Genomic DNA, 19462 nt, shown 5'->3' with positions numbered 1-19462 from the left:
CAAAGGAGTCCTTAGATGAGTTCCCCTACCTTGTCCCGGCGAAACCCCGGGACCCCCACCATTCCTGCCGCAGGTACAGCCAAGTCCCTGCGACGCTCCCGCGACAACCTCAGCGGCTGGGGTTTCGCCACCCCGTTCCTGGTTTTCTTCCTGGTGTTCCTCGTATGGCCGCTCATTTACGGGCTGTACATGAGCTTCACCGGCAAATCCCTCACCGGGGCCAATGACAGCCTCATCGGTTTCGCCAATTACACCGAAGCCCTGGCCGACGCAGACATGTGGCGGTCCTTGGGCAATACGGTCTACTTCACCGTGATCAGCACCGTTCCCTTGGTCCTGGTGGCCTTGGTGATGGCGGCCTTGCTCAACATCGGGCTGCCGGCACAGTGGCTTTGGCGGCTCTCCTACTTTGCGCCGTACCTGTTGGCCTCCACGGTGGTAAGCCTGTTCTTCACCTGGATGTACAACCCGCAGCTGGGCCTGATCAATGACTTCCTGGCCAAGATCGGCCTGCCCAAAGTGGCTTGGCTCAACGATCCCAACGTGGCCATGTGGGCCATAGTCATCGCCACGCTCTGGTGGACCGTGGGCTTCAACTTCCTCCTTTACCTGGCAGCCATGCAGAACATTCCTGCCCAGCACTATGAGGCGGCATCGCTGGACGGTGCGGGGGCCTGGCGTCAGTTCTTCTCCATCACCTTGCCGCAGCTCACGCCAACCACGGTGATGATCGTGCTCCTGCAGATCCTGGCCTCGTTGAAGATCTTCGACCAGGTGTACCAAATGACGGCCGGTGGTCCCGGTGGATCAACCCGTCCCGTGGTGCAGTACATCTTCGAGTCCGGGTTCACCGGCTATCGGCTGGGCTACTCCGCAGCCATCTCCTACATCTTCTTCGGACTGATCGTGTTGGTCTCCGTCATGCAGTTCGTCATCACCCGCCGCAGGAGCGCATAACCATGGCAACCACAACCCTTACCCGGCCCGCGGCACCGCAAGCGACCGCGCAACAGCTCCGCCAACCCCGCAAGAAGCCGACCATCGGCAAGATCGCGGCCATCGTCGTCGCGGCCGTGATCGCTGTCCTGTGGCTGGTTCCCTTTGCCTGGGCCACCGTCACCGCTTTCAAGACCGAGACGGATGCCGCCGCTCCAAAGGTGACGTGGGTGCCGCCGTCGGGCTTTACCGTGGACGCGTTCGTCAAGGTGTTCCAAGATGGCAACATCCCGCTCTGGACCTGGAACTCGCTCTACACCTCGGTGGCCATCACGGCGATCACACTGGTGATCTCGGCACTCGTGGCGTATGCCCTGTCCAGGATCGACTTCAAGGGCAAGAAGGTCTTCATGACCGTGATCATTGCCTCGATCATCGTCCCGCCACCGGTGTTGATCATCCCGCTGTTCTACCAAATGCTCGCGCTGAACATGATCGACACCTCATGGGCCATCATCCTGCCGCAGGTCATCCACCCTGCCATGGTGTTCGTGCTGAAGAAGTTCTTCGACCAGATTCCCCGCGAGCTCGAGGAAGCGGCAGTGATGGACGGGGCCAGCCGTTTGCGGATCTTCACCCAGATCATCCTGCCGTTGTCCCGGCCCATCCTGGCCGCCGTCGCGATCTTCGTGTTCATCGGCGCGTGGAACAACTTCCTGTGGCCGTTCATCGCCACCAACGACGATTCGTTGCTGACCCTGCCCGTTGGACTGCAGACCATCAAGAGCGCCTACGGCATCCAGTATGCGCAGAACATGGCATCCGCTTTGCTCGCGGCCCTGCCGCTCATCCTCGTCTTCCTGTTCTTCCAGCGCCAGATCATCAAAGGCGTGGCGACGACGGGACTCGCCGGAACTTGACCCGGCACCTTTTCCAGCAATCACCAGACTTAAGGAGAACCATGTCCCGCGCCCGCATTACCCTCGACCGCGATTTCACGGTAGGGGAAGTACCCCGCCGCCTCTTCGGCTCCTTCGTGGAGCACATGGGCCGCTGCGTGTACACCGGCATCTACGAACCCGGCCACCCCGAAGCTGACGAAAACGGCTTCCGGCAGGACGTCCTCAAACTCGTCAAGGAACTCGGTGCCACCGTCATCCGGTACCCCGGCGGCAACTTCGTCTCCGGCTACAACTGGGAAGATGGCATCGGCCCGCGGGAAAACCGGCCCCGCCGGCTCGACGGAGCCTGGCACACCGTGGAAACCAACGCGTTCGGCCTGCACGAGTTCGTGGACTGGTCCAGGCAGGCCGGCACGGAGATCATGGAGGCCATCAACCTTGGCACCAAGGGCGTCGAGGAAGCCCGTGCCATCGTGGAGTATTCAAACCACCCCGGAGGCAGCTACTGGTCCGACCTCCGGGCGAAGAACGGCCACAAGCATCCGTTCGACATCAAACTCTGGTGCCTCGGGAACGAGATGGACGGGCCGTGGCAGATCGGCCACAAGACCGCCGACGAATACGGACGCCTGGCGCAAGAGGCAGCAAAGGCCATGCGTTACGTGGATCCGTCCATAGAACTCGTGGCGTGCGGCAGCTCGAACTCCCGGATGCCCACGTTCGGTGACTGGGAGCAGACGGTCCTCACGCACACCTATGACGAGGTGGACTACGTTTCCCTCCACGCCTACTACTTCGAAGAAGAAGGCGACGTGGGGAGCTTCCTGGCTTCCGCCGTCGATACCGATTACTTCATCGAGTCGGTCATAGCCACCGCGGATGCGGTGCGGGCGAAAGGCAAGCACAAGAAGCACATCAACCTGTCCTTCGACGAGTGGAACGTCTGGTACCAGCGTGGCCGCGACACCGAGGACCAGCTGAGCAACATCGTCAAGGGACCGTGGCGCGAGCATCCCCGCGTCATCGAGGACAAGTACAACGTGACGGACGCCGTGGTGGTGGGAACGCTGCTCAATTCGCTGTTGCGCCACGGCGACCGCGTTCACATCGCCAACCAGGCCCAGCTGGTCAACGTGATCGCGCCGATCCTGTCCGAGGAAAACGGGCCCGCCTGGAAGCAGACCATCTTCCATCCGTTCGCCCGCATGGCTGAGCTCGCCAAGGGCCAGATCCTGCGCTTGTCCGTGGACTCGGACAAGTACTCGAACAACCGCTTCGGTGACACGGACCTGGTGGATGTCAGCGCCACCTGGAACGAGGAGACAGGTCGGGTGGCCTTGTTCTTCGCCAACCGCGGCTTGGACGAGGCGGCCGACGTCGAAACGGCTTTGCGGGGTTTTGACGCGCGTCAGGTGGTGCGCGCCGAAGTCCTGGAAATGCCCGACGGCGGCGACCGGTTCACGGTCAACAGCCAGTCCCAGCCGGACCGGGTTGGATTGGTGCCGCTGGAGAACGTCAAGGCCAGCGGGTCCGAGCTTCGGTTGACGCTGCCCGCCCTGTCCTGGGCCGTCGTCGAGCTTGAGGTCGCGAAAGCCTAGCTGGCTAGATGCTGCAGCCGTCGGGGCCGCAGGCCTCGGCGTCTGTGGCGCCCACCGGGATCAGCGGGTTGGCTTCCTGCCACGCCTGGTTCAGGGCCTGGGAGAAGAGCTCGGCCGGCTGGGCGCCCGAGATGCCGTACTTGCGGTCGATCACGAAGAACGGGACGCCCGTAACACCGATGGCGCGGGCCTCGTTGATGTCCCGGTTGACGGCGTCGGTGTACTTGTCCGTGGTGAAGAGCTCCGCGACTTCGCTTTCCGGAAGGCCCAGGGAAGCGCCGAGTTCGCTGAGGTAGTCCTGGTTGCCAATGTCCTTGCCGTGCTCAAAGTGGTCGCTGAGCAGGCGTTCCTTGGCCTGGTCCTGGCGGTTGTGCGCCGCGGCGAGGTGGATGAGGCGGTGCGCCGTGAAGCTGTTGGCAACCACGACGGTGTCGAAGTGGTAGTCCAGGCCTTCGCCCTTGGCAGTCTCCGTGACGTGCGCGAACATCTGCTTGACCTGCTCCGGGGCCATGCCCTTGCGCTTGCTCAGGTAATCGAGTTCCGTGCCGTCGTAGTGCTCGGGGACGGAAGGGTCCAGCTGGTAGCTCTTCCATTCAACATCCACGGATTCGCGGTGCGGGAACCCTGCAAGGGCGGTTTCGAAACGGCGCTTGCCGATGTAGCACCAGGGGCAGGCGACGTCGGACCAGATCTCAATCTTCATGGTTTCGTCAACCGGGAGGAAGGGGGGAGCATTCCGAAAAAGGCCTGTTAGATTCCTCACGGGGCTTATAGCCTTATTGAGGGTTGTGAAGTCAGCTCCTGGTTTGGGGGTTTTGCGCGGAGGCCCCAGCATGCGCATCGGACTCATTGTAGGACCTTGGTTCACCGTCCCGCCTGAGAGATACGGCGGCACCGAACGGGTTGTTGACGCCTTGGCACGGGCCCTCGTGGATGCCGGGCATGAGGTTGTCCTTGCGGCGGCGTCGGACAGCACGTGTCCCGTGCCCCAGGTGAGCGGCTTCGGCCCCAGCGCGCCGGAAGAACTCGGGTGCACGCTGAGCGAGCTGAGCCACGTGGTGCAGGCCTACCACGGGTTGCGGGGCATGGACATCATTCACGACCACACCTTGGCGGGTCCCCTTTATGCGCACCGTCCGGCCGACACTCCCGTGGTGACCACCATCCACGGCCAGCTCACGGCGCAATCCGCCGGTCTTTACCGCGCGATGGCCGGGGACACTGCCATCATCGCGATCTCCCACGACCAACGGTCCATGGTTCCGGACCTCGACGTTGCCTCGGTCATCCACCACGGACTGGACCTCTCCACGGTGTCAGTTGGCGACGGAAGCGGTGGCTACGCCTGCTTCGTGGGCCGGATGTGCCCGGACAAAGGCCTCATGGAGGCGGTGCACATTGCACGGGAGGCAGGTGTCCCGCTCCGGATCGCCGCCAAGATGCACGCCAAGGACGAAGTCCGGTTCTACCAGGAAGTCGTACGGCCTTTCCTTGGCCCGGACGAAGAGTTCCTCGGCGAGCTCTCCGACCCGGAAAAGTATGAACTCATGGGTGGTGCCGTAGCCCTGATCAACCCCATCCAGTGGCCCGAGCCGTTCGGCCTGGTGATGATCGAGGCACTCGCCACGGGTACCCCTGTGTTGGCCACCAGGATGGGTGCAGCTCCCGAAATCGTGAGGCACGGCGAAACCGGCTATCTCGCTGATGTGGGAGATTTGGCCGACTACGTGGAGGCCGCGGTTTCCTTGTCCAGGGCGGCCTGCCGTCGAGCGGTGGACGAGTACTTCAGTGCCACCCGGATGGCTGAGGAGCACGTGGCGTTGTACTCGCGGGTGATCGAAGAGTTCCGTTCGCGGGCGTTCCAGGCGGCTCCCTTTGCCTGACTAGAGCCGGTGCTCCATCACGAAGTCGTGCTCTACGGAGTCGCCCAGCGTGAAGGACTTGGTGCCCACCCGCTGGAAACCGGACTTCTCGTAGAAACGGATGGCCTTGGCGTTCTCGCTGTTGACGCCCAGCCACACACCGGCGGCGCCCTTGTCCGCGGCATCGGCCAAGGAGGCCTTGATCAGGCGGGACGCTGCCCCCTTGCCGTGGTGGTCGGGGTGTACGTAGCATTTGCTGAGCTCCGCGGACGGCAGCGCCGAGAGGACCGAGGCTACGTCTGGGTCGCTTGCCGGTTTGGCGATCAGCATGGTGTACCCGTTCAGCTGCCCGCCGTCGTCGAGCACCAGGATGGTGATGTTCGCATCGGCGAGGTACTCCGTGAAGTTGGCCTCGCTGAGCGTGCGCTCAAGGTGGGCTTGGATGTCTGCCGGCGATGCCCCGGGAGGGCACGCCAGCGGAAAGGTGACGGCTGCCAGCTCGGCGAGCTTCCCGGCGTCGTCCGTGCGGGCCGTGCGGATGGTTTCGGTCATGTGGTCCCCCTGGGAAAGTGCGTACGGAAAATGCCCCTAGGAACGCATCTTAGGGGCATTTTCTGTATGGACACCTAGTCCGCCTTCACCGCCAGCACCGGGCAGTCGGCCTCGAGGAGGATCCGCTGCGACACACTGCCCAAGATGAGCTTGCCCACGGGGCTGCGCCTGCGGAGGCCGATCACAATGAGTTCCGCGTCGTGTTCGTCGGCAGCGTCCAGGACCTCGGCCGCGGCGTCGTGGCCACGGACCGGTTGTTTGATGGTGTGCTGGATGCCTTCCTTCGCCAAGCGGTCCTCCACGGTCTGGATGTCCGGCTCCTGGGCGTAGCGGTTGTCCACCAGTGCATCGCCCTTGGAGGAATTGATGACGAGCAGCGTGTCCTTGCGGTTCTTGGCTTCTGCGATGGCCTGCGTCAGGGCTGCTTCGCCTTCGGGTGTGGGGACGTATCCCACCACGATGGTCATGGGTTCTCCTGTTTCTGGGGTTGGACGCTGTAGTCGCCAGCGCCGGAGTTGGCGGGGAGAAGCGGGTCCTTGGCTTGCCGCTTGGGCTTGATGAGCTTGTAAGCAAAGGGCCACACCAGCACGATCGCCACGATGATGTAGACAACGATCGCAATGGGTTCGCTGAAGAGTCCGGAGGGGTCGCCGGCGCTCAGCTGCAGGGTCTTGCGCAACTGGCCTTCGATGCGCGGGCCGAGGATCACGCCCAGGATGAGCGGAAGGACGGGGAGCCCGAAGCGGCGCATCATGAAGCCGAGCGCACCAAGGACCAGCAGGATCACCAAATCGAAGGCCTGTAGGTTGACCGAGTACGCGCCAAGGGTGGCGAAGAACAGGATGCCCGCGTACAGGTAGGGCCGGGGTAGCTGCAGGAGCTTCGCCCAAAGGGGAGCCAACGGAAGGTTGATCAGCAACAGCAAAAGGTTGCCGATGAACAGGCTGGCAATGAGCGCCCAGACCAGCGGTCCCTGGCTTGCAAAAAGCTGCGGTCCCGGCTGGATGCCATAGGTGGTGAACGCTGCGAGCATGACGGCGGCCGTTGCGTTCGTGGGCAGGCCCAGCGCCAGCATGGGGGTCAGGGTGCCGGCTGCTGCTGCGTTGTTGGCAGCTTCCGGTCCGGCGACACCTTCAATGGCTCCCTTGCCGAACTCTTCGGGGTGCTTAGAGAGACGCTTTTCCGTGACATAGGAGAGGAAGGTGGGAATCTCTGCGCCGCCTGCGGGGAGGGCTCCGAAGGGGAAACCGAAAGCCGTCCCGCGAAGCCACGGCTTCCAGGAGCGGGCCCAGTCTTTCCGGCCCATCCACGGGCGGCCCACGGGGATGATGTGGAGCGGGCTGCGGCGAAGATGCGCGGCTACCCAGAGTGCCTCACCAACGGCGAAAATGGCGACGGCGACCACCACAATGTCGAGGCCATCGGCAAGGAGGGGTTGGCCGAAGGTCAAACGCCGCTGGCCGGTGACGGAATCGATGCCCACCAGGCCTATGGCCAGGCCGAGGGCCAAGGAGGCGAAGCCGCGGAGCCGCGAGGAGCCCAGGACAGCAGTGACCGCGAGCAAAGCCAAAACCATGATGGCGAAGTAGCTGGGGGCTCCCAGGCTGACGGCGAACTTCACCACGATCGGCGCGAAGACAGCCAGCAGGGCGGTGCCGATGGTTCCGGCAACGAATGATCCAATGGCGGCCGTGGCCAGGGCCTGCGCTGCGCGTCCGGCCTTGGCCATCTTGTTGCCTTCGATTGCCGTGACCACCGATGACGATTCTCCGGGGGTGTTAAGGAGGATCGAGGTAGTGGATCCGCCGTACATGCCGCCGTAATAGATGCCGGCGAACATGATGAAGGCGCTGGTGGGTTCCAAGGCGTACGTGACAGGGAGCAGCAAGGCAACGGTCATCGCCGGGCCCAGTCCGGGCAAGACACCCACGGCCGTACCCAAGAGCACACCGATCATGGCGTAGAGCAGGTTCATGGGGGTCAGGGCGGTGGCGAAACCGTCCATCAGGGAGGACAGGACGTCCATCAGAGGATTCCTTCCAGAAGCCCGGCAGGCAGTGCGATGCCAAGGCCGAGGTAGAAGCCATAGAAGGTCAGCAAGGAAAGGGCCAGGGCGATCAGGCCGTCCCGGACATACTTTCGGCTGCCCAGGGCCAGGACGCTGCCCCAGAAGAGGACCGTGCCGGAGATGACCCAGCCCGCCCAGTCGATCAGCAGGATGTTCAGGATGAACGCGCCGGCCAAGGGGAGGACGGTCTTCCAGTCGGCGGGGTGGGCGAGGTCGACGTCTTCGCCGCCCTCGGCTTCACCCTTGCCGCCACGGAGGACGTTGATGGCCAGGAGTACGGCACAAACCACCAGGAGCCCGGCCACTATGAACGGCACAGTCTTGGGCCCAACCGGATCCGACTTCGAATACGGGGTGACCAGGCCATTGGCGTCCAGGAAGACCAGGACCCCGGCCACGCCGAGCAGGAGCGAGACCCCCAGCTCGGCGCGGCCTTTGAGGGCTTTTACTGCAGTGCTCACGCCAAGCCAAGCTTGGTGAGGACATCGGCAACCCGCTTGTCCTGATCGGTCAGGAAGGTCTGGAATTCGTCACCGGTGATGAACGCATCGGTCCAGCTGTGCGTCTTCAGGGCTTCCTTCCAGCCAGCGGATTCGTGCATCTTCTCCAAGGCCGCGATCAGGGACTTCTTGTCCTCGTCGCTGATTCCCGGGGGAGCCACGATGCCACGCCAGTTGGTGAAAACCAGGTCGATGTTGGATTCCTTGAGCGTGGGAGCGTCTACACCGTCCAGGCGCTTCTCACCGCTGGTGGCCAGGACACGGACTTCGCCGGACTTGATCTGCTCCAGATACTCGCCGGCACCGGACGCTGCGAAACCAAGCTTGTTGCCGAGGATCGCGGGCAGGAGGTCGCCGCCGCCGTCGTAGGAAACGAAGTTGACCTTGGTGGCGTCGATCCCAACGGCTCCTGCAAGCTGCATCGGCAGGAGATGGTCCGGGCCGCCCGGTGAGGAACCGCCACCCACGGCGATGGAGCCCGGATTGGCCTTCCACGCCTTCACCAGGTCGTCGATGGTCTTGTAGGGGGAGTCCTTGCTGACCATGATGGCGCCGGGCTCTTCGATGAGGCGCGCCAGGGGAGTGGTCTGGGTCAGCTTCGACTCGGACTTGTTGGTGTAGCTGGCTCCCACGACGCCCAGGCCCATCAACATAGCCAGATCGCCGTTGCCTTTTTCGTTGACCACGCGGGCCAGGCCCACCGTGCCACCGGCTCCGGCCAGGTTGAAGACTTCGGTGTTGCTGGTGATCTTCTCGTCATCCAAGACCTTGGCTGCGGCGCGTGCCGTCGTGTCGTAGCCGCCACCGGGGGTGTTGGGGACCATGATCTGCAGCCCGCTGAGGGGCTTGGCGGCACCGGAGCTTTCCGTGCCCGTGGAGTTCTTGCCGGTGGCACCACAACCGGTGGCCATCAGGGCGATGCCGGCTGCTACGGCGGCAAGACGCAATGCGCGGATTTGGCGCATGGTGTTCCTCTTCTCAGTGTGAAAATTCTTCGTCGAATTCCTGTGCAGTCCCCGTCTTCGGGTTCCTGCCCTGCCGTCGATGCTAGGACCCTCCGTGACGGGGATCACTCTTGTGTTCGCAGTGATCGTTAAGTTCATTGCGTTCATGCTCCGGCGGGCTTCTGGCCAGCACTGGGGTATAGTTCCCGTACTCCATGGCGGACCGCCCGTGAACGCATCCCAGCCCCCAGCAGCGTTCGGCAACCTGGAATTCATCCAAAGGACGAATCAGTGACTCGACCGTCTCGAAGAAGAGGCATGTCCCTGGCCGGACAATACCTTGTGCTGCAGTTGTTGATTGTCCTGGCCGTGATTGTGGCAGTGGCCGCCATTTCGCTTGCCGAGTCCGCAGCAACTTTCGAACGGACAGAAGGCCGCCGGGCGCTGTCCGCCGCCGAGGCCTTGGGGAACAATCCCACCGTGCGCGAACTGCTTCCGACGGCGGAACCACGGGCCGGTTCGGCGCTTCCGGCGGTTGCGGAATCGGTTCGCACGGTGTCCGGATCCGCGCAGGTGGCACTGGCGAAACTGGACGGCACGGTGGTCACCGCGTCCGACCCCGGGCTGGTTGGCAAGGCCCTCCCGCTCGGTGACAGCCGGGTGATGGAGGGGCGGGCCTGGACCGGCGTGGTGGCAGGCGGGCACACTCCCGTCCTCTCAGCCCACGTCCCTGTCCTGGACGATGCCGGCAAGATGATCGGCATCGCCTCCATCAGCCGCAACTACCCCTCCGCACTGGAAAGGCTGGGAGACGCCGCCCCGAACCTCCTCACCTACTTGGGCGTGGCAAGCGTCCTGGGCGTTGCCGGTTCCCTCCTGCTGTCCCGCCGGGTGAAACGGCAAACCCTGGGCATGGAACCCCGCGAGATCACCGGTCTGGTGGAGAACCGCGAGGCCATGCTGCAGGGCCTCAAAGAGGGCGTCGTCGCGTTGGATCCCCATGAGCGCATCACGGTGGCAAACCAGAGTGCCCGGCAACTCCTCGGCCTGCCGGACGATTGCGTCGGAAAGCGCCTCGGCTCCCTTTCCGTTGATCCAGCGTTGAAAGTTGTGCTGGCCCGGGAGCAGGCGGAACCCGACCAATTGGTGCTGGTCGGCGACCGGCTGGTGGTGATGAACAGGGTGGCACTGAAGTCCGGGGGACGGGACATCGGCTCCGTAACCACCTTGCGGGACCGCACGGAGATGTCGTCGCTGGAACGCGAACTCGGGGCAACGCGCACCGTGACCAACACCCTGCGCGCCCAGGCCCACGAATTCGCCAACCAACTCCACGTCATCTCCGGCCTGCTCCAGTTGGAGGAATACGACTCCGTGGTCCAGTTCGTCAACGGGGCCACGGTGGACCGCACGCGGCTCAACGACGAGGTGACCAGCCGGATCCAGGACCCGGCGCTTGCCGCGTTGCTGATCGCCAAGGCAAGCCTGGCGGCTGAGCGCGGTGTTGAACTGCAGCTTGCACCGGAATCCGCCTTGCCGCGGGTGTCCGAGGAACTCTCCCGAGACCTCGCCACCGTTGTGGGGAACCTCGTGGACAACGCGTTCGACGCCGTGACGGGCCTTCCCGGGGCATCGGTCTGCGTGCTGGTGGTGGACACAGAGGGCGCGGTGACGGTGACCGTGCGGGACAATGGCCCGGGTGTGCCAGCTGATGCCGTGGAGGAAATCTTCCTGCAGGGCTTCTCCACCAAGGACCCGGCTCCGGGTGAGGCGCGTGGTTTCGGCTTGGCCCTTTCCCGGGTCGTTTGCCGGCGGGGTGGAGGCGACCTGACGGTCTCGAACGACGGCGGTGCGGTGTTCGCCGCCCGATTCACGAAGGAGGCCGTCCGCTCGTGATCAAGGTACTGATTGTCGATGACGACTTCATGGTGGCCAAGGTACACGCCGGCTTCATCCAGCGGACGCCGGGTTTCGTGGTGCTCGGTGTGGCGCACACCGGCGCGCAGGCCGTGCTGGAAACGGAGCGGCTGCAACCGGACCTGGTGCTGCTGGACATCCACCTCCCGGACATCAATGGCCTGGACCTCATGCATCAATTGCGTGAGGTGGCCCCGGACCTCGACGTGCTGGTGATCAGTGCCGCGCGGGAGGTGGAGACCGTGCGCAAGGCACTGCGCGGCGGGATTGTGCACTACCTCATCAAGCCGTTTTCCCAAGCTGATCTCCAGGAACGGCTGGAGCATTACCTGAACGCGTACCACGGCCTGGATGGCTCCAAAGTGGAAGCCCAGCAGTCCGATGTCAACAGGGTCTTCGGCCTCGGAGCTTCCGCACGGACGCTGCCCAAGGGCTGCAGCGTGGAGACGCTCGAACGGGTTGAGGAGACGCTGCGTTTGGCGGATGGCGACCTGTCCGCTGCCGAAGTTGCCGAGCAGCTGGGTACATCGCGGGTGAGCGCGCGGCGTTACCTGGAGTACCTCCACGATGCCGGCGCGCTGGACGTAAAGCTGAAGTACGGCGTCGGACGCCCTGAAAGGCGGTACGTACTCAAGGCACGGTAAGAGCGTTCAACTGCTCGATTTGGCGATGCGGATCAACTCTGCCGCGCTGCCTTCCGGCCGACGTTCCGGGAGCCAGACTGCCCTCAATGAACGCGTCAGATCCAGGCCTTGGACGGGCACGGCGATGAGCTGCCCGTTGGCGAGTTCGGCGATGACGGCGAGCTCGCTCAACACGGCGACGGCGGTTCCTTCGACTGCCGCTGCTTTCACGGCGACGGTGCTGGCCAGCTCCATACTTGCTTCGACCAGCGGTGTGCCGGACCGCTCCAGTGCCCGGACCAGGGTGTCGCGTGTGCCTGAGCCGACTTCCCGGAGCGCCAGTTCGGCCGCTATCAGTTCCCGGGGTTCCACCGGAGTGCGCCTGCGTGCCCATGGGTGGGTGGTGCCTACCACTACAACCAGCTCATCGCGGGCCACCGTGGTTGACGCAACGCTGCGCGGAAGGGCAGGGGTTTCCACGAAGCCCAAGGGAACCTCCCTCGAAGCGAGCTGCTCAAGGACCTCACTGGAGTTTCCCACCGCCAGGCTCACGTGCAGCTCCGAGTGTGCCCTGCGGAAGCGCGCCAACCAGCGTGGGGCCAGATACTCCGCGATCGTAAGGCTGGCCGCGACCGTCAGGTGTGCCGCCTGCTCCGCGGCCAGAGAACGGGCACCCAGGATCATCCGGTCCATCGCGCCGAGCGCCTCGCGGGCCCAAGCCGTCACCACCTCTCCTTCGTTGGTGACCCTCGATCCAGCCGGTGTGCGGATCACCAGGGTGAGTCCCAGCTGCCGTTCCAGCCGGGCGAGGGCGCGGCTGGCATTCGGCTGCGCCATGCCCACCCGGCGGGCCGCAGCGCCGAGCGACCCCGTCTCGGCGACCAGGACGAGGATTTCCAAGGCGGTTAGATCCGGGCGGCTGCTCATGCTTGGAAGATATGCCTGGTGTTCAACCCATGTCAATTAAGCATGGGTTCAGGCCGAAGGAGCGGCTACCGCGGCGCATGTTTTAGGGGGATCGTGGAACCATGAGCACAACCAGGCCGCGCAGCGCACACGTCCCGGCGACGGCGAAGGCCCCCGCGTTGCCGGCTGTCCTTACTCTGGCTCCCGGACTTGCGGCCTGCGTTGTTGCCGTGGGCGTCGCCTTCGGACTTCATGCTTTGCTGCCGTCCCTGCCTGCCATGACGTTGGCGGTGGTTTTGGGCATTGGTGCCGCGAATGTGCCCGGAGTTGCAGGCTGGGTGGGCGGTGCCTGGCAGCCGGGTCTCCGCTTTGCCTCCAAGCATTTGATGCGAGCGGGCATTGTCCTTTTGGGCCTGAAGCTGAGCCTGGGAGATGTCGCTTCGCTGGGCTGGCAGGCCTTCGGGCTCATCGTCGCCGTGGTGTTGCTGGCCTTTGCCGGGACCTACGCACTGGGCAGGCTCTTCAAGCTTCCGGGCGACGCACCACTGCTGATCGCCACTGGATTCTCCATTTGCGGTGCCTCGGCCATCGGTGCCATGGCCGCCGTCCGGGGAACCAAGCACGAGGACACCGTGCTGCCCGTGGCCCTGGTGACCCTGTGCGGCACGTTGGCGATTGGCACCCTGCCGTTGCTGATGCACCCTCTGGGTTTGGACGCTGTGGGCTTCGGACGCTGGGTGGGGGCATCAGTACACGACGTGGGGCAGGTGGTGGCCGCCGCCCAGACCGCCGGTGCGGTGGCGTTGAGTGCTGCTGTGGTCATCAAGCTCACGCGGGTGGTTTTGCTGGCACCCATCGTTGCGACGGCTGGCGTGTGGGAGCGCCGCCGACGGGTGCGGGGCGGTGCGGGCGCCCCGGGCACCCCAGGTAAGTTTCCGCCGATCGTGCCGCTCTTCGTGCTGGGCTTCCTGGCCATGATCGCCCTCCGAACCCTCGGCTGGGCTTCGCCGGTGGTCCTGGACGTTGGGGGACTGCTGCAGGAGATCGCACTCGGAGCTGCCCTCTTCGGCCTGGGCACCGCGGTCCGGGTGCGGGAACTCCTGCACGCCGGACCACGGTCCCTGGTGATGGCTCTGTGCGCGTGGGCCTTGATCGCCGCCCTGGGCCTGGGCGCCGTGTGGTTGATGGCCTAGAAATTCACGCCCCGACCGTCTTCAGGTAGTTCCGGATGCCGTCTACAACCAGTTGGTGGTCCTCATCGGAGGCCAGTCCGGACACAGTGATCGCGCCGATGACCCCGGCGCCCCGCACCCGGAGGGGGAAGGAACCCCCGGCCAGGGTGTAATCGTCGTGCGAAAGCCAGCCACCACCCAGCGGGCTGTGGCCGAGGACGGAAAACTGCTCGGACAAGAGTGCAGTGCTGTGCTCGAACCGAAGCACCGAGGCCGACTTCCGGCGGATCCACTCTTCCTGGTCGGACGTCGCTCCGGGCAGGACGCAGCGGAACAGCACGATGTTGTGCCGGCGGATATCGATCGCCACCCCAAAACCTGACGAGATGGCGTGGTTGGCGATGAGGGAGCCGAGCCGCCAGGCATCGTGGTGGTCGAAGCTCGCGAAGACCAGTTCCTCTTCCTGGGCCCGGAGCTCAACCAGTCGCGGGGACTCACTCATGACTGGTCCGCCTCGTAGCTCAGACCGATCTGCCGACGGATCTCGTCCATCGCCGCCATGATCGCCACGCTCTCGGAAGGCGGCAGGATGGTGCCCGCCGTCGAACCGGCTGCAACAAGCCGTTCCAGTTCGGCAGCCTGGAACTGCATGCCCCGGCTGTTCACGGGCTCATCGAAGCGCTCCACCACGGAGCCGTCCACGGCATGGACAGTGAACGGTACCGGGTTGTACCACGTGTGCTCGATGTCGATCCAGCCTTCCGTACCGATCACCAAGGCACGGTTGGCGCTCGCAGCGTCCAGTTCGCAATCCACCAAAGCCTGCGCGCCGCCGTCGTAATCGAAGATCGCCGCGGTCTGGCGGTCGACGCCGGTGGCCGTCATTGATGCGGTCGCGGTGACACGAGACGGCGCGCCGAGGATGTCGATCGCGAAGGAGACCGGGTAGATGCCGAGGTCCAGCAACGCGCCACCGCCCAGGGCGGGGTCGTTGAGACGGTGGGCGGGGTCGGTGGGAAGGCTCTGGTTGTGGCTCGCTACGACTTTGCGGACCTCGCCGATGGTGCCGGCGGCGATGACCTCGCGGATCCGGATCATGTGGGGCAGGAACCGGGTCCACATGGCCTCCAGCGCCACCAATCCCTTGGTCGCAGCCAGTTCGGTGACCTCGCGGGCCTCCCGGGCGTTCATGGTGAACGACTTTTCCACGAGGACATGCTTCCCGGCGTTCAACGCCAGCAGCGCGTTGGCGTGGTGCATGGGGTGCGGAGTGGCGATGTAGATGACGTCCACATCGGGGTCCGCGGCGAGGTCCTCGTAGCTGCCGTGCGCGGTGGGGATACCGTGCTGTTCGGCGAACGCCTTGGAGGAGTCCAGGGAGCGGGAGCCCATGGCCTGGACCGTGAAGCCGTTCTCCTTCAGGTCCGTGGTTTGCAGTCCGGCGATGAAGCCGGTGCCGAGGATGCCCCAACGGATGGTGCCGTCGGAAGTGCCATGGGGGTGGGTCACGTTTTTAGTCCTTTACTGAGTCAGTGAGGGGGTACGCGACGAACGCGAAGCGCCCGGAGTCCGGCGACCAGCTGTTGACGTTGAGCGTACCTTGGCCACCAAACAGCGGCCAGGTGTGCAGCGGAGTTTGCCAGTCACCTGTTGGGACGAGCACGACGGCGACCGGCAAGTCCGCGGGATGGCCTTCGGTCCCGCTGGGGAACCGGATGTAGGAGGCGTACTGCCCATCGGGGGAAAGGTGCGGGAACCAGTCGACGGTGTCGGACGCCAGGAGTTGCTCGAACCCGGTTCCGTCCACCCGGATCCGGGCCAGCTGGGCATGGCCTTTGACCGTGCTGAAGGATTCCGTGTTGAGGTAAAGCCATTTCCCGTCGGGGGAGTATTCCGGGCCGTCGCAGTGGCCGGGTCCGACATCGACGCTGGCGGCAGTACCGCCGTCGGACTTTATGGTCATGAGGCGGCCTGGCTGCGTGAAGTCGCCATCAGCGATCCCCACGTACGCGAGCTCCGCACCGTCCGGGCTGACGCCGTGGAGGAAGTGCCACGAGCCGTCGTTCTCCGTGATCCGGGTGGCGTGGCCGCCGACCAGCGGTGCGCGGTAGATGTGGCCGTCGTTGGCGGAGAGGAAGATGTTCTTCCCGTCCGGATCCAGGACGTGATCGTTGTTCAGGTCCGGGATGCCGGTGAGGGGGATGTGGGTTGGTTTGGCTGAATCGAAGTCCAGACGCCACAGTTTGCCGTCCCCGTTGAGGATGAGCGCGGAGCCGTCCGGCGACTGATCCGCGGCCCAATTCGGGGCTTCGAGGAGGATCTCGTCCGTGCTGTAGAGGAGTTCGGCTTCGCCGGTGACCGAGGCGATCCAGACTTCGCTCCGCTGGCCGGGTTGGAGGGTGCGGTTCACAGCGCGGCTTCCTGGTCGAGTTCCTTGATCCGGATGTTCCGCCACCGGCATTGCGCGCCCTTGCCCCAGCGGGCTTCACCGAACATCGAGTCGTTGTCGTGCACCTCCAGGGCGATATGCCCCCGCGAACCGAGGGCTTCGAGGACGTCCGCCGGGTTGTAGTTCGGCGAATCGAGCGTGGCCGTGTCCAATTCGGCGATCTTCACGCCGTTGACCCACGTAGTGATGACAGGGAGCGCTCCCATGCAACGGATGCGCAGCTCGTTCCAGTCATCCCAGCGCCAGGCGTTGAGGAAATCCTCGACGTCGGCCGCGTAGCTTAGGCGGGCACGCTTCTCTTCGGTGACGGGCTCCACCGAGGTGGCCGGGTCATCGGCGATGAGTCCAGTGGGGCGGCCGTCCTTATCCACGGCAACGTCCACGGCGAAGGGAACCGCCGAGAAACTCGCCAACCCGTTGCCGAAGAACCCACCGATCCCGCCGGAGGGCCGGTGGTCCACCAACACCTGGAAACCCTCCCAGGAATCCGGGCGGCGGCGAAGCATCACCCCGGTGTCCGCCGGCCAGTCCGGGCGCATTTCCAGGACGAGCTCGAAGTCGCCGAAGGCCTGCTCGCTGACGAGGTAGCCACCATAACCGCTGCCGGGGGAGTCCTGTTCGCCGATCAGCACGCCATCCTCGACGAACCAATGGGCAGGGTGCTTCTCCGGCTCCACCGGCGGAGTGAGTCCCAAGGCTTCGAAACGCTCCAGGAGCAAGGGACCGCCGGGATACTCCGTGCCGTACACGCGGGGTACGGAGTACCAACCGGACAAGGATTTGCCATCGAACAGCGGGACGAAACCGTCGCCGTCGTCGTTCTTTACCGTTTCCGCCACGCGCCTAGTCCTGGCTGAAGGCGGCGTCGAAGGAGGTCTGCGAGGCCGGGAAGTCGAACTTCTTGAGGGCGGCGAGGGCTTCGGGGGCGCCGTGGAGGCGGTCCATGCCTGCGTCTTCCCACTCCACGCTGATGGGTCCGTTGTAGCCGATGGCGGTGAGGGCGCGGAAGGACGCTTCCCAGGGCACGTCACCGCGGCCGGCGGAGACGAAGTCCCAACCGCGGCGGGGGTCGCCCCACGCAAGGTGCGAGCCCATCACGGTGTTCCGGCCAGTCTGACGCACCTTGGTGTCTTTGCAGTCCACGTGGTAGATCCGGTCTTTGAAGTCCCAGATGAAGGAGACGGGGTCGATGCCTTGCCACATCATGTGGGAGGGGTCCCAGTTCAGGCCGAACGCTTCCCGGTGCTCGATCGCTTCGAGGGTCCGGACGGTGGTCCAGTAGTCGTAGGCGATCTCGGAGGGGTGGACTTCGTGGGCGAACTTCACGCCTTGTTCGTCGAAGACGTCCAGGATGGGGTTCCAGCGGTCGGCGAAGTCCTGGTAGCCGGCATCGATGACTTTTTCGGGGACGGGCGGGAACATGGCCACGTATTGCCAGATGGAGGAGCCGGTGAACCCGACCACGGTGTCCACCCCTAGGGCGCGGGCGAGGCGGGCGGTGTGTTTCATTTCTTCGGCGGCGCGTTGCCGGACGCCTTCGGGGTTCCCGTCGCCCCAGACTTTGGAGCCGACGATTGCTTCGTGGCGGAAGTCGATGGGGTCATCGCAGACGGCTTGGCCTTTGAGGTGGTTGGAGATGGCCCAGACTTTGAGGTTGTACTTGTCCAGGAGTTCGAGTTTGGATTCGACGTAGCCGGGTTCGTCCCAGCGCCAGGCGTCCAGGTGGTCTCCGGAGACGGCGATTTCCAGGCCGTCGTAGCCCCAGCCTGAGGCAAGACGCGCGACTTCCTCGAGGGGGAGGTCGGCCCACTGGCCGGTGAACAGGGTGTACGGGCGGGGCATGTCAGGCTCCTTCGGTGGTATTGGACAGCTGGATCAGTGAGCTTTTGGCGGCGGCGGACTCTTCGACGGCGGCCAGGACGCGCTGGATTTGGAGCCCGTCCTCGAACGACGGCGAGGGCGCCTCACCGGCTGCGATAGCGGTCAGGAAGTCGCGGACTTGGTGGGTGAAGGTGTGTTCCCAGCCGATGATGTGTCCTTGCGGCCACCACGCTTCAAGGTAGGGGTGTTCGGGTTCGTTGACCAGGATCCGCCGGAAGCCCTGCTCCCGGACCGGAAGGGTGGCGTCAAGGAAGCCGAGCTCGTTGAGGGCTTCGAGGTCGAACAGGATGGTGCCCTTGTCGCCATAGATTTCGAGTTTCAGGGAGTTCTTTTGTCCGGTGGCTACGCGCGAGACTTCCACTGAGGCGATGGCCCCGGAGGTGAGGGTGAGCGTGGCCCAAGCGGCGTCGTCGACAGTGACATCCTCGGGGCCGTCAGGTCCGGGGCGCTGGTCCACGAAGGTGTGCAGGCGGCCGGTGACTTCGGTGACGGCGTCGCCGAGGAGGTAGAGGATCTGGTCGATGGCGTGGGAGGCAATGTCGCCCAGGGCTCCGGAGCCGGCGGTTTCTTTGCGGAGGCGCCAGGTCATGGGGGACTCGGCGTCGGAGAGCCAGTCCTGGAGGTAGGCGGCGCGGATGTGCCGGATGGTGCCGAGGCGGCCTTCGGCGATGAGTTCGCGGGCGAGGGCGAGTGCGGGGACGCGGCGGTAGTTGAAGCCGATCATGGACTGCACGCCGCGGGCGCGGGCCTTGGCTGCGGCGGCGGTCATGAGTTCGGCTTCGGCCAGGGTGTTGGCGAGGGGTTTTTCGACCAGGACGTGTTTGCCGGCTTCGAGGGCGGCGATGGCGATTTCGGCGTGCATCCAGCCCGGGGCGCAGATATCGATGATGTGGATGTCGTCCCGGTGGATCACGTCGCGCCAATCGGTGGCGGATTCGGCCCAGCCGTACTTCGCTGCGGCTTCCGCGACGGATTCGGCGTCCCGGCCCACGAGCACTTTCTGCTCGAAGGCCGGGACGTCGAAGAAACTGGCCACATTCCGCCACGCATTCGAGTGGGCCTTCCCCATGAAGGCGTAGCCGATGGCGGCCACACCGAGTGGACGGTCCGAAGGCAGGGACGAGTGGGCGGGGGTGGTCATGTTCTTGTTCT

General features: G+C 64.7%; 20 protein-coding genes. 7 read left to right on the top strand and 13 right to left on the bottom strand.

Annotated features, from left to right (window positions below; genetic code table 11):
* Window positions 1-15 precede the first annotated feature (15 nt).
* From ACIPV6_RS20835 to ACIPV6_RS20825, 3 genes are read left to right on the top strand one after another with little or no spacing between them, the layout of a single operon-like run.
* Window positions 16-957: a carbohydrate ABC transporter permease gene (locus ACIPV6_RS20835; protein ID WP_400272725.1), complete on the top strand. Its 942-nt coding sequence runs from the start codon at window positions 16-18 to the stop codon at window positions 955-957.
* A gap of 2 nt (window positions 958-959) precedes the next feature.
* Window positions 960-1856: a carbohydrate ABC transporter permease gene (locus tag ACIPV6_RS20830; RefSeq protein ID WP_400272724.1), complete on the top strand. Its 897-nt coding sequence runs from the start codon at window positions 960-962 to the stop codon at window positions 1854-1856.
* Between the two features lie 41 nt (window positions 1857-1897).
* Window positions 1898-3436, top strand: a complete 1539-nt coding sequence (locus tag ACIPV6_RS20825) for an alpha-N-arabinofuranosidase (protein ID WP_400272723.1) — start codon at window positions 1898-1900, stop codon at window positions 3434-3436.
* A 4-nt stretch (window positions 3437-3440) separates the two neighbouring features.
* Here ACIPV6_RS20825 and ACIPV6_RS20820 read toward each other — a convergent pair whose 3' ends face one another.
* Window positions 3441-4139 carry a DsbA family oxidoreductase gene (locus ACIPV6_RS20820; protein ID WP_400272722.1) on the bottom strand — a complete coding sequence of 233 codons (699 nt, stop codon included), beginning with the start codon at window positions 4137-4139 and terminating at the stop codon, window positions 3441-3443.
* A gap of 130 nt (window positions 4140-4269) precedes the next feature.
* Here ACIPV6_RS20820 and ACIPV6_RS20815 point away from each other — a divergent pair, with 130 nt between their 5' ends.
* Window positions 4270-5319, top strand: coding sequence for a glycosyltransferase family 4 protein (locus tag ACIPV6_RS20815; protein WP_400272721.1), 1050 nt, complete (start codon window positions 4270-4272; stop codon window positions 5317-5319).
* Here ACIPV6_RS20815 and ACIPV6_RS20810 read toward each other — a convergent pair whose 3' ends face one another.
* From ACIPV6_RS20810 to ACIPV6_RS20790, 5 genes are all read right to left on the bottom strand, one after another.
* Window positions 5320-5850: a GNAT family N-acetyltransferase gene (locus ACIPV6_RS20810; protein ID WP_400272720.1), complete on the bottom strand. Its 531-nt coding sequence runs from the start codon at window positions 5848-5850 to the stop codon at window positions 5320-5322.
* Window positions 5851-5924: 74 nt separating this feature from the next.
* The gene (locus ACIPV6_RS20805; protein WP_400272719.1) at window positions 5925-6317 is read right to left on the bottom strand and encodes a universal stress protein; all 393 of its coding nucleotides are present in this window, start codon (window positions 6315-6317) and stop codon (window positions 5925-5927) included.
* The gene (locus tag ACIPV6_RS20800; protein WP_400272718.1) at window positions 6314-7876 is read right to left on the bottom strand and encodes a tripartite tricarboxylate transporter permease; all 1563 of its coding nucleotides are present in this window, start codon (window positions 7874-7876) and stop codon (window positions 6314-6316) included. The genes ACIPV6_RS20805 and ACIPV6_RS20800 overlap by 4 nt, the downstream gene beginning before the upstream one ends.
* Entirely contained in the window at window positions 7876-8379 is a 504-nt protein-coding gene (locus ACIPV6_RS20795) for a tripartite tricarboxylate transporter TctB family protein (RefSeq protein WP_400272717.1), read from the bottom strand. The genes ACIPV6_RS20800 and ACIPV6_RS20795 overlap by 1 nt, the downstream gene beginning before the upstream one ends.
* A complete protein-coding gene (locus tag ACIPV6_RS20790) occupies window positions 8376-9383 on the bottom strand; it encodes a Bug family tripartite tricarboxylate transporter substrate binding protein (protein ID WP_400272716.1) in 1008 nt (335 codons plus the stop codon). The genes ACIPV6_RS20795 and ACIPV6_RS20790 overlap by 4 nt, the downstream gene beginning before the upstream one ends.
* A 297-nt stretch (window positions 9384-9680) precedes the next feature.
* Here ACIPV6_RS20790 and ACIPV6_RS20785 point away from each other — a divergent pair, with 297 nt between their 5' ends.
* Together ACIPV6_RS20785 and ACIPV6_RS20780 are read left to right on the top strand one after the other, a co-directional pair.
* A complete protein-coding gene (locus ACIPV6_RS20785; protein ID WP_400272715.1) occupies window positions 9681-11258 on the top strand; it encodes an ATP-binding protein in 1578 nt (525 codons plus the stop codon).
* Complete coding sequence (locus ACIPV6_RS20780; RefSeq protein ID WP_400272714.1) at window positions 11255-11923, top strand: response regulator; 669 nt, start codon at window positions 11255-11257, stop codon at window positions 11921-11923. Before ACIPV6_RS20785 ends, ACIPV6_RS20780 begins: the two co-directional genes overlap by 4 nt.
* Window positions 11924-11929: 6 nt before the next feature.
* On the opposite strand, the gene ACIPV6_RS20775 is transcribed toward ACIPV6_RS20780, so the two are convergent.
* The gene (locus tag ACIPV6_RS20775) at window positions 11930-12829 is read right to left on the bottom strand and encodes a LysR family transcriptional regulator (protein WP_400272713.1); all 900 of its coding nucleotides are present in this window, start codon (window positions 12827-12829) and stop codon (window positions 11930-11932) included.
* A 101-nt stretch (window positions 12830-12930) separates the two neighbouring features.
* Here ACIPV6_RS20775 and ACIPV6_RS20770 point away from each other — a divergent pair, with 101 nt between their 5' ends.
* Window positions 12931-14001 (top strand): YeiH family protein, encoded by a 1071-nt coding sequence (locus ACIPV6_RS20770; protein ID WP_400272712.1) that lies wholly within the window; start codon window positions 12931-12933, stop codon window positions 13999-14001.
* Window positions 14002-14005: 4 nt separating this feature from the next.
* Here ACIPV6_RS20770 and ACIPV6_RS20765 read toward each other — a convergent pair whose 3' ends face one another.
* The 6 genes from ACIPV6_RS20765 to ACIPV6_RS20740 are packed head-to-tail and all read right to left on the bottom strand — an operon-like array spanning window position 14006 to window position 19451.
* Window positions 14006-14482: a heme-degrading domain-containing protein gene (locus ACIPV6_RS20765; RefSeq protein ID WP_400272711.1), complete on the bottom strand. Its 477-nt coding sequence runs from the start codon at window positions 14480-14482 to the stop codon at window positions 14006-14008.
* The gene (locus tag ACIPV6_RS20760) at window positions 14479-15489 is read right to left on the bottom strand and encodes a Gfo/Idh/MocA family protein (RefSeq protein ID WP_400272710.1); all 1011 of its coding nucleotides are present in this window, start codon (window positions 15487-15489) and stop codon (window positions 14479-14481) included. Before ACIPV6_RS20760 ends, ACIPV6_RS20765 begins: the two co-directional genes overlap by 4 nt.
* Before the next feature lie 4 nt (window positions 15490-15493).
* Complete coding sequence (locus ACIPV6_RS20755; RefSeq protein ID WP_400272709.1) at window positions 15494-16390, bottom strand: TolB family protein; 897 nt, start codon at window positions 16388-16390, stop codon at window positions 15494-15496.
* Complete coding sequence (locus ACIPV6_RS20750; RefSeq protein WP_400272708.1) at window positions 16387-17268, bottom strand: DUF1080 domain-containing protein; 882 nt, start codon at window positions 17266-17268, stop codon at window positions 16387-16389. Before ACIPV6_RS20750 ends, ACIPV6_RS20755 begins: the two co-directional genes overlap by 4 nt.
* A gap of 4 nt (window positions 17269-17272) precedes the next feature.
* Window positions 17273-18271, bottom strand: a complete 999-nt coding sequence (locus ACIPV6_RS20745; RefSeq protein ID WP_400272707.1) for a sugar phosphate isomerase/epimerase family protein — start codon at window positions 18269-18271, stop codon at window positions 17273-17275.
* Window position 18272: 1 nt separating this feature from the next.
* Window positions 18273-19451 carry a Gfo/Idh/MocA family protein gene (locus ACIPV6_RS20740; RefSeq protein ID WP_400272706.1) on the bottom strand — a complete coding sequence of 393 codons (1179 nt, stop codon included), beginning with the start codon at window positions 19449-19451 and terminating at the stop codon, window positions 18273-18275.
* Between the last annotated feature and the right edge of the window lie 11 nt (window positions 19452-19462).

The organism is Paenarthrobacter sp. NPDC089988 (assembly GCF_044748465.1).
Lineage (GTDB): Bacteria > Actinomycetota > Actinomycetes > Actinomycetales > Micrococcaceae > Arthrobacter.
This window is presented reverse-complemented; position numbering and strand designations above follow the sequence as displayed.

What these genes read in the sequence shown, in the direction of transcription:
- ACIPV6_RS20800 (WP_400272718.1), bottom strand. Translation starts at nt 7,876, where the DNA reads ATGGACGTCCTGTCCTCCCTGATGGACGGTTTCGCCACCGCCCTGACC.
- ACIPV6_RS20765 (WP_400272711.1), bottom strand. Translation starts at nt 14,482, where the DNA reads ATGAGTGAGTCCCCGCGACTGGTTGAGCTCCGGGCCCAGGAAGAGGAA.
- ACIPV6_RS20830 (WP_400272724.1), top strand. Translation starts at nt 960, where the DNA reads ATGGCAACCACAACCCTTACCCGGCCCGCGGCACCGCAAGCGACCGCG.
- ACIPV6_RS20805 (WP_400272719.1), bottom strand. Translation starts at nt 6,317, where the DNA reads ATGACCATCGTGGTGGGATACGTCCCCACACCCGAAGGCGAAGCAGCC.
- ACIPV6_RS20810 (WP_400272720.1), bottom strand. Translation starts at nt 5,850, where the DNA reads ATGACCGAAACCATCCGCACGGCCCGCACGGACGACGCCGGGAAGCTC.
- ACIPV6_RS20825 (WP_400272723.1), top strand. Translation starts at nt 1,898, where the DNA reads ATGTCCCGCGCCCGCATTACCCTCGACCGCGATTTCACGGTAGGGGAA.
- ACIPV6_RS20790 (WP_400272716.1), bottom strand. Translation starts at nt 9,383, where the DNA reads ATGCGCCAAATCCGCGCATTGCGTCTTGCCGCCGTAGCAGCCGGCATC.
- ACIPV6_RS20785 (WP_400272715.1), top strand. Translation starts at nt 9,681, where the DNA reads ATGTCCCTGGCCGGACAATACCTTGTGCTGCAGTTGTTGATTGTCCTG.
- ACIPV6_RS20770 (WP_400272712.1), top strand. Translation starts at nt 12,931, where the DNA reads ATGAGCACAACCAGGCCGCGCAGCGCACACGTCCCGGCGACGGCGAAG.
- ACIPV6_RS20815 (WP_400272721.1), top strand. Translation starts at nt 4,270, where the DNA reads ATGCGCATCGGACTCATTGTAGGACCTTGGTTCACCGTCCCGCCTGAG.
- ACIPV6_RS20835 (WP_400272725.1), top strand. Translation starts at nt 16, where the DNA reads ATGAGTTCCCCTACCTTGTCCCGGCGAAACCCCGGGACCCCCACCATT.
- ACIPV6_RS20820 (WP_400272722.1), bottom strand. Translation starts at nt 4,139, where the DNA reads ATGAAGATTGAGATCTGGTCCGACGTCGCCTGCCCCTGGTGCTACATC.
- ACIPV6_RS20740 (WP_400272706.1), bottom strand. Translation starts at nt 19,451, where the DNA reads ATGACCACCCCCGCCCACTCGTCCCTGCCTTCGGACCGTCCACTCGGT.
- ACIPV6_RS20775 (WP_400272713.1), bottom strand. Translation starts at nt 12,829, where the DNA reads ATGAGCAGCCGCCCGGATCTAACCGCCTTGGAAATCCTCGTCCTGGTC.
- ACIPV6_RS20745 (WP_400272707.1), bottom strand. Translation starts at nt 18,271, where the DNA reads ATGCCCCGCCCGTACACCCTGTTCACCGGCCAGTGGGCCGACCTCCCC.